Genomic DNA, 10914 nt, shown 5'->3' on the forward strand with positions numbered 1-10914 from the left:
ATCGACTTTTTTTATCATTTTTAGAAAAATATTGAATGAATATTTCTGGTTTTTGTTATGAGTCCAGTTTTGTCTGAAAATAACATGCTTCAACACTTGAAAATCTCCATATAATTGATTTGTAAAGAATAATAAAATTCACCTAGACTGGTTGCTGTAGCAAATAAGACTGTTGGTGTCGAAATGACTCATTGAGTGCTCAACTACAGCGGCTATGGTTGCTGGATTCCCTGAAGGGAAATTCTACGCTCAGTCGCAATGGGTTCCCATGTGCTTGAACGGTTCGCAGACGCAGGAAGGGGCGGCGACAAACGTTCATAGCCTTTGCAATCCTTATGCTTTTGCCTGGTGTTGTCATGACCTTATACCAACCGTCATAATTCAGAACCGATGCGTCCAATCTCGTAGTCCGATGGACATGATGGTCCAGGGTTGGTCAATTACCCTGTTCCATGCGCGACAACAGATATCGACGATTTGTTCGTAGGATTTGAAGATCCGGTTTGACAGCCAGTTGTCGCGCATGAACTGCCAGAGGTTCTCGACCGGGTTCAATTCGGGAGCCCTCGGCGGCAATGGTAGAAGCGTGATGTTGTCTGGGATTTCGAGTTTGCCCGATGTATGCCAGCCAGCATGGTCGAGGATGACGACGGCATGAGCTCCTGGAGCGACCTGCGACGAGATTTCTTTAATGTGCAACTGCATGGCCGCCGTTTTGCATTTGGGAAGGACCAGTGCAGCTCCGACGCCACGTGCCGGGCAGATGGCTCCGAATATCCAGGCTGACTTTGTTCACTGATCCTTGGGGGCACGTGGTCGTGTCCCGCGTTTGGCCCATCGCCTTGTGAGTTTGGTTTTCTGCCCCACGCGTGCCTCATCCTGAAACCAAACCTCTAAAGGGGTGTTGCTTTCAAGCCGATTGCGGATTTCCGCCAGTTCGGTTGGGAAGCTTTTTTAAAATCCTCGACGGCAAACTCGTTTTGTGCCAGATGCTGCGGGCGGGCGGTCAAACGCCGATATCCAGCATTCTTCAACTCTCGAGACACGGTACACTCGTCAATAGCAATGCCAAATTCGGACTGGATCCACGCGGCCAGATCCTTCAGGCGCCAACGCACCACTGCATCCACTGAGGGATACGGGCCGCGTTCGACAATCTCGATCAACGCACGCCGCTGCTGCTCGTTAAGTTTTGAGGGGCGACCAGCCTTGGGAGCATCCTTCAAACCATCGGGACCAGATGCATTGAAACGCAACACCCAATCCCGAATGACCTGAAGCGTCACACCGCCCGTGCGGGCCGCGTCCGTACGGCTCCCGCCATCATGGATAACGGCCAGTGAAAGTAAGCGGCGTGTCTGTTTGGCATCCCGGCAATGCTTCGCCAACTGGCGAAGGGCGCATCCGTCAAAGTCATTTCGAAGCGAAATCGCGGCTCCAATGGCAAACTCCTCTCGTTTGCTATCTGGAAGCATATTCGCGCCAAAACGGGAAGCCCAAACATGTGTCAATTCATCTGATGGTTGGTATCAGACCCGTTCCTCATCCGGTTTAGCGCGGAGTCCTTCGGTTGATTTTTGACCTCATGCGGCCTGTGTTTGCGATGTCGTTTTTGATGCGAATTCGTAGGGCGTGAGATTGCCCAGGGATGAGTGGGGCCTGTTTCGGTCGTAGTCGTCTTTCCATGCGGTGATTTGGGATCGGGCTTCAGAAAGCGACGAGAACAACGTCTCGTTGAGACACTCATCCCTGAAGCTACCGTTGAAACTCTCGACGAAACCATTTTGCATCGGTTTTCCCGGTGCGATGTAATGCCCGTCGACACCTGTCACCTGATACCATTTGAGGACCGCCATGCTGGTCAGTTTGGTTCCGTAGCACGACGGGAATATGCGCTGCTGATAAGTTATGGCTACATGCGCAGCCCTCAATTTGCGTAGCGTGTGGCCATAACCGATCACAGGTCTCAACAGTGGTTTTGCGTGAACCACACCGCTGAGGAGACCGGCTATGACCGCCATCGATACTACCGCCTCGATCTTGCTTGTCGCCATCGACATTTCCAAGCACCGGCACGAAGTGCTGATCGGTGTTCCCGGCAAGGAACGGCGTCGCCGCATGACCGTCACCAACACATTGGATGATTTCCAACGTCTCGTGTTGGTCCTCGCCGATCACGGTCTGCCGGTGCGGATCGGGTTCGAAGCAACCGGCAACTATCATCGGACGTTAGCCCACCATCTCGGTCGGGCGGGGTTTGAACTGAAGCTCGTTTCCTCCGTGGGCTTGGCTCGAACGCGCGAAGCCCTGCACAACAGCTGGGACAAGAACGATCCGAAAGACGCCCAGGTTATTCTGCATATGCTGGAGATTGGTGCCGTGCAGTTTTTCCATGATCCGCTGGTCGCTGGTACTGCCGACATCCAGGAACTGTCAAAGACACATGAGATTGTTTCACGTTCGAAGACCGAGCTGTGGCACCGCATCTTAACCCACTACCTGCCGCTGTATTTTCCTGAAGCCGAACGATTTCACCGAGGTTCCCGGACGGATTGGTTCCTGGCATTTCTGGAGAAGTACCAATCACCGTACATGATCTCGGCCATGAATCGGGATGCCTTCATCACCGATGCCTGGCAGGTTGTTGGTCGCAAGGTTTCAAAAGAACGCCTGCTTTCAGATATTTACGCCACAGCCGTCGACACGGTTGGCCTGCCGGTTCACCCGGATTCCGATCCCGTTCGTATGTTCCGTCTCGTGCTAGCCGAGGGGCGCAACCTGATCCGGCAACGCAACGAGATCGAGGCTCGGGCCGTTGAGCTGCTGTCTGATCTGCCCGACTACAAACTGCTGACAACCATCCAGGGGATCGGCCCGATCAACGCTATGACCATCCTGGCCGAAGCTGGTGACCTACGCCGCTTCCGGCATCACCGTCAATTCCTGAAGTTCTGCGGAATGGATCTCGCCACCGTCCAGTCAGGCATGTTCCGCGGCCAGAGCCGAATCTCAAAGTACGGCAACGCTCGGCTGCGACGAACGCTCTGGATGGCCGGCCAAACCGCGGTGCTGAAGAAAACTAACAGTTTCCGCGACAAGTTCGAACGCTACATCTCAGAGGATAGACACAATGCCCATCTGCGTCGCAAGGCCTATACCGCGATTGCGGCCAAGATGGCGCGCACCGCACACGCCGTAGTCAAACACGGCGAACCCTATCGTCCCTTCTTCGAGGGGATGAGCCCAGGCGGAAGGACCTCTCTCTGACATGAGCCGTGGAGGCAGTGCACTGACCTCGTAGATAGTGTTTGGGCTTTCTGCTTGGGACTTCGGATCTCGTATTGAGGACGGTGAGAGCCGCCAACAGGCGTACTCTGTGTTTGCTATGGAAGAGATCATTTCTTGACGGCAGGACCCGTCTGGGCAAACCTATCAAGGCATCCGGGATCCCGGATGCCCCAAGACCTGCTGACCTAAACAGCCAGATATTCCCGACTATAGGACGTTGTCGCTGACCACCATCAAGGGATAGCGACCGCGGCGCTCAGCGATCCCGTCCAGCTCCCGTGCAACCCGGGTACCGGAGATCGAGTTGTCGACCACGGTCGCCAGACATTCGCGGCTGAAGTCATCAATGACACACAGGATACGGGACCAGCGGTGATTGGTTGCCTGTGGTACCGCTATGGGCGCTCGCGTTCCAAGGGCTCGTTTCCAGCCGCCGCGCTTGCGCACCGTGAGACGCTCTTCCCGGTAGATCCGGTAGACCTTCTTCAGCTTTGCGTTCTCTTCTTCAAGAGACTTCAGCCTTTTGGCATCAGCCACCTCCATGCCGCCGTACTTCGAACGCCAGTTGATGGGATGGACGGCTCTCCCTCTACACTCAGCGCTGGAAGCCTTGAATATGGAGGAGAAGACAATGAGACTGCACTATCTTGGGATTGATCTGGCGAAGAATGTGTTTCAGCTGCACGGCGAAGATGCCGAAGGCAACGTTGTCTACCGCAAACGCCTTGGGCGTTCGCAGCTTCTCGAGGATATCGGTCGATTGCCGGCTTGTCAGATCGGTATCGGGGCCTGTACTGGCGCATTCTATTGGCAGAGAGAGTTTGAAGCGCTCGGCCACTCGGTTCGGATCATCGCCCCACAATACGTCAAACCTTTCGCCCGGCATCAAAAGAATGATCAAAACGATGCAGCTGCTATCTGTACGGCACTGCGTCAGCCGAACATGCGGTTCGTTCCACCAAAATCGCTTGGTCAGCAGGACATTCAAGCATTACATCGTGGACGCCAACGGCTCGTCAATCATCGAACTGCCCTTGTCTCTCAGATGCGCGGATTGCTTCTGGACCGTGGCCTTGCCTTCGGTCTGTCAATTACTCGCGCCAGACGCGAGATCCCGCGTTTGTTGACCATGGAACGGGGCAGGCTGGGTGATCTGTTCGCCTCTCTGCTAGAGCAGCTCTTTGAGATGTTATGTGAACTGGATCGGCGTGTTGCCTGATTTGATCGTGAGATCAATCGGGTGTTCCGCAGCAATGAAGCCTGTCAGCGTATCGCCAAGATCCGTGGCGTGGGTCCCAAAACGGCGACTGCTATTGTCGCGGCGATCGGAGACGGAGCCGAGTTCAAGAACGGTCGTCATCTGGCCGCGTGGCTTGGTCTGGTTCCAAAACAGCATTCGAGTGGGAACAGGCAAATGCTCCTGGGCATATCAAAGCGTGGTGACCGACATCTTAGAACGCTGCTGGTTCACGGAGCACGTGCGGTTCTGCGAACGGCACCAAAGCACCACGATGCGGTCAGTCAGTGGGCCATTGGTCTCCAGGAGCGACGAGGGGCTGCCAAAGCGATCGTCGCAATCGCCAACAAGAACGCGCGGATCATATTTGCCATGCTGCGACAAAACACGGAGTTCCGTACCGCTTAAACAGGAGGGGCACGGCAGAGAGGTGCAAGACTGCGAGAAATGTGACGACCGGTTTGAATCCGGTGTGAAGGGAACCTGAGTATTATAATGGCTCATCGAAGCCGGCCACTTGTCGAGGCCTTCACACACGCAGATTTCCCATTGGGCGCACCAGCACCGTTCTGGTGACGCCGGATAGATGTTGGCACCCAGATATCGGCTTCGATCAGATCTCAAAAACCTTGCATCGGGAGAGCTGTCCATAGATGTAATAGGTCGCGTTGCTGATCCCGTGCTCCCGGCAAAGCTCGGCGGCCGATATGCCCGCCTGATGTTCCTTCAAAATACCGATGATCTGTTCTTCAGAGAACCTGGATCGCTTCATCGTCTGTTTCCTTCAATTTGATGTGCTCCCGCTAAATGCCCCCGATTTGGGTTAGAGTTTTCCGCGACGATTTTCCTGGCTGGGAAGGAGCGGAATTGATGAAGGCATCAAAGTTTTCGGATGCGCAGAAGGCATTCATCGTCAAGCGTGGCGAAGAAGGTGTTCCTGTTGCGGAGATCTGCCGTGAGGCGGGGATCAGTCAGGCGACCTATTTCAACTGGCGAAAGAAGTACGCGGGCCTGATGCCGTCGGAGATGAAGCGGCTCCGTGAGCTGGAGCAGGAGAATGCCCGGCTCAAGAAGATCGTCGCGAATTTGTCTCTCGACAAGGAAATGCTCCAGGACATCGTCAAACGAAAGCTCTGAGGCCTGCCCGGAAAAGAACGCTAGTCGACGAGATGCGGTCGGACTGGTCGGTATCCATTCGCCGCGCCTGCGCGGTGATCCGGTTTGATCCGACGACCTATCGCTACAGGTCCCGTCGACCCGGCAAGGCCGCTTTGGAACAGCGGAAAAAAGAGATCTGCCAGACGCGCGTCCGGTTCGGATATCGGCGCGTGCATGTTTTGCTGCGCCGGGAGGGCTGGATGATCAATCAGAAGAAAACGCGACGGATCTACAACGAATTGGGTCTGCAACTGAGAAACAAACATCCCAAGCGCCGGGTGAAGGCAAAGCTGCGCGAAGACAGGCAGGAAGCAGTCGGGCCGAACGATGTCTGGGCGATGCGCTGCCCGGTAGGCGAATGCTCGCATTCGCTGAGAGGGGACTTCGTGCATGACCCGCTCGCGACCGGTCGGAAGATCCGCGTTCTGACGGTGATCGACACCTATTCCCGCTATGTGCCGGCGCTTGAACCGCGCTTCAGCTATCGGGGCGAGGATGTGGTGAGAACGCTGGAAACTGTCTGCGCCTGGATTGGCTACCCAAAGACGATCCGGGTTGACCAGGGCTCCGAGTTCATCTCCCGGGAACTTGATCTTTGGGCCTATCGAAGGGGCGTCACGTTGGACTTCTCAAGGCCTGGAAAACCGACGGACAACGCGTTCATCGAGGCATTCAATGGGCGGTTCAGGGCGGAGTGTCTAAATGTCCACTGGTTCCTGAGCCTTGCAGATGCGGCGGAAAAGTTGGAGGATTGGCGCAAGGACTACAATGAATACAGACCTCATGGCGCCATCGGTAATAAGGTGCCGATGGCACCTGATAAAATCAGAACACGCAGCCAGCCCGTGTTCCTGATTTGGTCCGGAAAACTCTAGCCTGTCCCGGGGGCACATTGGGTAGCACTCCACACCGTGAACAGAGCTAACTTATGAAAGCGGACAATCGGGGGAGCAGGTCAGTAAACGCGCGCGATTTCTGGCTTTCGCTTAACAAGGGGCCGGACAATTTTGGCCACCGGCTTGCTTGGCTTGCGCTTGTGGCAGGCGACACCACGGCGCGCAACCCGCCTCGCCGAAGACCAAAATTGTCGCAGTCAAATAAGTCCAAATTGACGCGGCATGCTCTAGGGCCTGTATAAGATTGAATTGCGCCTCGGTTTGTGGACAAATTGCTCCTGTTCAAGAATAGAAATTCGAATCGAAGCTCGTGATTACGCGACGGATTTCGATCCCGAGGGCGGAAAGTGACTGTGGTGTGAAAGACCTGCGCGGACTTTTCCACTACCCGGAGCTCTAAGTCATACGAACCCGCATGCCGAAAGATCATCGTCTACAGACACTGGATTGCGAGAAACATACTGAATGAATATTTACGCACACACCAACGCGCGCATTTTGGGTCGGAGCCGTGCCTGGTGGACCGTGTTGCTGCACGCATGATAACGCGGCATGACGTTAGCAACGCGCTGGCTAAATTCTCACGACAGACGGATTTAGGCGAATTGTCCCTTGGACCGGACGATGTCGTAAGCGCTGAATTCGGAGACGAGGGCGTCGTCGCGATATGTTTCGACGAAAAGGTCGGATGCGTGCGCCTGCTGTCTCCGGTGGGACAACTGGAACCTTCCATGCCGATAGCGCGCCGGGCCGCCTTGCTCAGACAAACGCTTGCATTCAACATCGAGAACATGTCCTGCCTTGGCATGGAGCACGATGCCGGCGTTTTCCTGTTGACGCTGCAGATTTGGTCCCTCGACGGTTTTGTCGAACAGGTCAGCGATTTCGGTCGTCAGTCGATCGGCGTCTCGGATTGGCTTGAAAACTTCGACGCGGACGAAGTCGCTTACGCCGAAGACGGCGGTTCGCTTCCGTCAAACGAGACGGGCGCCGTCGTTCTGAAGCCCTGAGCACCAGCTTCGACAAACAGGAACTTGTTTGACTGAGAACATGCGAGTAGTCCACCAAAGTGTGTCGCGTTCAAACGGAAATATCATATCAGCATCGTTTATTTGCATTGGAGTCCTTAGTGCCAGAAAGTGAAAAGCAGTTCCAATAATTTGCGACTGCATCTAGAAGTATTGTTGCAGGTAGTTGCGCGGAATCGGCTAGATACGCGAGGCAGCGGAACAAATTCGTGCGATGGCTTCCTACACGTTTCGGCGACACGCCAGACTTAAGTGGATCGGTGTTTTTGTGGTCCAAGTCTTCAAATAGAGGTGTTCGCGGAAGACGCGCTCAAAAGCGATTGATTTCCCTGAGCATAACGCCACGATGACAGACAGCGGAAATCGAAACAATTTGAGTTTCCTGCTCCAAATGAACAGTAAGCTATTGAAGGAAATTACCGCCTTCCATGTCGATGACCCCGTGATTGAGCGGCTCCGTGTAAAGGGTCTCTCGGTTCTTGTCGACCCAGACAAGTATCTTGGCGATAACCTCGAACCATTCGTCGGGGACGAAGGTGCCGACATCGGAATCTGCGTACAGCGAGCGAGCGAGTAACACGTTTCTGAACACGGGAACACCATGCTTCTCCGCCTCGTTTCTCAATTCATGGGCATGCAGGTTTCTGCCCTTTGCGACGATCAAAGGCAACGGTGCGATCTCTGGCTTGTAGTCAATGACAACAGCAAAATGGGTCGGATTGACGATAACGGCCGTGGCATTCCGAGTCCGCTCGATACCGTCGCTTAGCACCATTTCCTGAGCCAGCTGCTTGCGCTTGCCCTTGATAAGGGGATCACCCTCTGTCTCCTTGAATTCGCGTTGCACCTCAGTTTTGGTCATCATCAGCTCTTTTCTGTGCTGAAATTTCTGAAAGATGAAATCCAGCGCGGAGACAATGGCAAACGCAAGAGCCGTGAATAGCAGCGTGGTCAGGAGCATAGAGCTGGTAACTGCCATCAGACATTGCATACCGCATTGCACAGCATTCATATAGGGACCGATCGCATCCTTGATGACAAAGAATAGAAGAACAGAGAGGAATACAATTTTGATCAGGGATTTGAGGAATTCCACGAATTGCTTGATCGAAAATATCTTCTTCAATCCCTTTGCAGGGCTGATGTTCTCAATCTTCGGCTTCAGATTTTCGAATGCGAAGAGCGATCCGAACTGAAAATAGTTACCCGCAACGCCTAGTACGAAAACAACGCTGAGCAACGGCAGCGTAACAACCACCGCCACGTCGAAAATGGCTTGCATCGCGCCATAGGCGCTTGTGCTAAAGTCAGTCCCGTGCAACGCGGCAACGATATCCAGCATCTCGACAAACTTGAAAAACATGTAGTCCCAGACGACCCAGATGTAGGCGATCACACCAAGAAGCGAAACCGTGGTCACTAGATCCTGACTGCGGGCAACCTGACCCTTTTTTCGTGCATCTCTGAGTTTCTTCGGCGTCGGTTGTTCCGTCTTTTCGCCTGTCGGTTTCTGACTCATTGCTGATTGTCCGTATCACCCGAAATGTTTGACAATATGTCGGTTCCAGCTTCGAAAATTTCATAAAGACGATTGGTGTTGTCAAAAAACAGGGCCTGACCCTCGGCTGCATAGGGGAAAAGAATCTTGATGTAAAAAACCAGGACAAGCATTGCTATCCCACTCTTGATACCCATCGACAGGATAAATACCTGGATTTGCGGAGCGAACCGGCTGACCAGAGCGAGCGCAAGCTCCGACAGGAACATCAACGCGATAACAGGCGCGGCCAGTATGAACATGGTCCGCATGCCGAGGTCCAAAATCTCAAGGACTAAAACAGGAAACTGATCTGAAACGATCGGCAGCATTCTGGTAACGGGCCAGACCACGAAACTCTTGTACAAAAGCCCGAGGATAACAAGAATGCCTCCAATCGAATACATGTAGGTCAGAAAGGCCTGGGAAAAGAGGTTACCAAGCGGCGTTGTCTCCTGACCAAGCAAAGGATCGATGCTGGACGCAATTGCAGCTCCGCGTTGGTTATCCATGAAGTCGCCAGCCGCCGTCACTGACCAGAAAATCCAGCCGATCATATAACCTAACAAAAATCCGATCGCGTACTCCTTCGCAAAGTAGAGAGCGAGTGTCGGCAGCGAGTCCCCGATGATTGAAATATGCGCCAGATTGACCGGTACGAGGGGAAGTGCCAGGATCAATATGGCGCCGTTGCGCGCGAGCCTCGGCACGGCGCCTGTGCTCAAAACTCCCGAGATGGCAACGAATGCATACACTCTCGGCAAGGACATCGCCAGAGAGATCATGAGCTTCTCATAAGTCTGAAAGGCCGCAATCACATCCCACATCGGCCGCTATCTCGTAAGTTCGGGAAAAGTATCGAACAAATTCGCGGTGAAATTGAATATTTCAGCTCCAAGAAAACCGGAGGTTGCCGCCATCGTAATTGCGATCGCGATCAGCTTCGCGGCGAACGGAAGTGTCTGTTCCTGGATTTGCGTCAGAGCCTGCAAAAGACTGACAACAAGTCCTACGATCGAAGCTGCCAAAATTGGCGGCATCGAGAGCAACAACACCAGAAACATTGCCTCGGTGGTGACATGGAGCGCGTCGGCCGGTGCCATCGATCAGGTACTTCCTCTAGATGTAGGTTTTTACCAAACCCAAGATGAGCCTGGACCAGCCATCCACCATGACGAAGAGAAACAGCTTGAAAGGCAGCGAAATAGTCAAGGGCGAGACCATCATCATGCCCATAGCCAGCAGAATGTTCGATACGACCAGATCGATCGCAATGAACGGCAGGTACAACAAAAAACCTATTTCGAAAGCCTCTCGGAGCTGGCTGACCGTAAAGGCTGGAAGAATCACGAAGATACTATTCTCGTCGACAGTGTCGGCGAGTTCGGCCGGCCAAAGTTGTGCTGTTGCTTTCAGGAAGAATAGTTTCTCACGATCTGCCGCGTGTTTGTCCAAAAACTCGATCAGCGGCCCCTTGCTGGCGGTGTAGGCCTCCTGCAGGCCTTGCAGGTTCCCGAAATTGAAGTTTCCTTCCTGCACGATCATGAACGTCTGGACAAATACGGGTGCCATCACATAGCCCGACAGGATAATGGCAAGTGCGTTCAGCGCCATGTTAGGGGGAATTTGCTGAACACCAAGTGCATTGCGCACCAGCATCAAAACAACAGCGATCTTGATGAAGGATGTCGCCACGACTGCCAGGAAAGGAACGAGCGCGGCCGCCCCCAGCGCAAGGATTAGACTTAGTGGGTCCATAAATTTTCAACA

Annotated in this window: 6 protein-coding genes and 6 pseudogenes; 4 read left to right on the plus strand and 8 right to left on the minus strand. The window is 53.8% G+C overall.

The window, feature by feature from the left end; genetic code table 11:
• Positions 1–381 precede the first annotated feature (381 nt).
• Both FIV00_RS25140 and FIV00_RS25145 read right to left on the minus strand, forming a co-directional pair.
• Positions 382–1442, minus strand: a pseudogene (locus FIV00_RS25140) (IS630 family transposase).
• Positions 1443–1583: 141 nt separating this feature from the next.
• Positions 1584–1874: pseudogene (locus tag FIV00_RS25145) on the minus strand (transposase); the annotation flags it as partial.
• Positions 1875–2010: 136 nt separating this feature from the next.
• On the opposite strand from FIV00_RS25145, the gene FIV00_RS25150 reads away from it, so the two are divergent.
• Positions 2011–3267: an IS110 family transposase gene (locus FIV00_RS25150; protein WP_152503308.1), complete on the plus strand. Its 1257-nt coding sequence runs from the start codon at positions 2011–2013 to the stop codon at positions 3265–3267.
• 237 nt (positions 3268–3504) lie between these two features.
• Here FIV00_RS25150 and FIV00_RS25155 read toward each other — a convergent pair.
• A pseudogene (locus tag FIV00_RS25155) lies at positions 3505–3852 on the minus strand (DDE-type integrase/transposase/recombinase); the annotation flags it as partial.
• Positions 3853–3919: 67 nt separating this feature from the next.
• On the opposite strand from FIV00_RS25155, the pseudogene FIV00_RS25160 reads away from it, so the two are divergent.
• Positions 3920–4933: pseudogene (locus tag FIV00_RS25160) on the plus strand (IS110 family transposase).
• Between the two features lie 247 nt (positions 4934–5180).
• Here the strand turns inward: FIV00_RS25160 and FIV00_RS25165 are convergent.
• Positions 5181–5297 (minus strand): annotated as a pseudogene (locus FIV00_RS25165) (transposase); the annotation flags it as partial.
• 98 nt (positions 5298–5395) lie between these two features.
• Here FIV00_RS25165 and FIV00_RS25170 point away from each other — a divergent pair.
• Together FIV00_RS25170 and FIV00_RS25175 are read left to right on the plus strand one after the other, a co-directional pair.
• A pseudogene (locus FIV00_RS25170) lies at positions 5396–6538 on the plus strand (IS3 family transposase).
• Positions 6539–7097: 559 nt separating this feature from the next.
• Entirely contained in the window at positions 7098–7589 is a 492-nt protein-coding gene (locus tag FIV00_RS25175; RefSeq protein ID WP_152503309.1) for a type III secretion system chaperone, read from the plus strand.
• A 421-nt stretch (positions 7590–8010) separates the two neighbouring features.
• Here the strand turns inward: FIV00_RS25175 and sctU are convergent, their stop codons facing one another.
• The 4 genes from sctU to sctR are packed head-to-tail and all read right to left on the minus strand — an operon-like array spanning position 8011 to position 10902.
• On the minus strand, positions 8011–9126 hold the full coding sequence (gene sctU, locus FIV00_RS25180; RefSeq protein ID WP_152503310.1) for a type III secretion system export apparatus subunit SctU: 1116 nt from the start codon (positions 9124–9126) through the stop codon (positions 8011–8013).
• On the minus strand, positions 9123–9971 hold the full coding sequence (gene sctT, locus FIV00_RS25185) for a type III secretion system export apparatus subunit SctT (RefSeq protein ID WP_152503311.1): 849 nt from the start codon (positions 9969–9971) through the stop codon (positions 9123–9125). Before sctT ends, sctU begins: the two co-directional genes overlap by 4 nt.
• Before the next feature lie 6 nt (positions 9972–9977).
• The gene (sctS, locus tag FIV00_RS25190) at positions 9978–10247 is read right to left on the minus strand and encodes a type III secretion system export apparatus subunit SctS (protein ID WP_152503312.1); all 270 of its coding nucleotides are present in this window, start codon (positions 10245–10247) and stop codon (positions 9978–9980) included.
• Positions 10248–10263: 16 nt separating this feature from the next.
• Positions 10264–10902, minus strand: a complete 639-nt coding sequence (sctR, locus tag FIV00_RS25195) for a type III secretion system export apparatus subunit SctR (protein ID WP_152503313.1) — start codon at positions 10900–10902, stop codon at positions 10264–10266.
• Positions 10903–10914 lie beyond the last annotated feature (12 nt).

Source organism: Labrenzia sp. THAF82, assembly GCF_009363435.1.
Taxonomy (GTDB): Bacteria; Pseudomonadota; Alphaproteobacteria; order Rhizobiales; family Stappiaceae; genus Roseibium; species Roseibium porphyridii.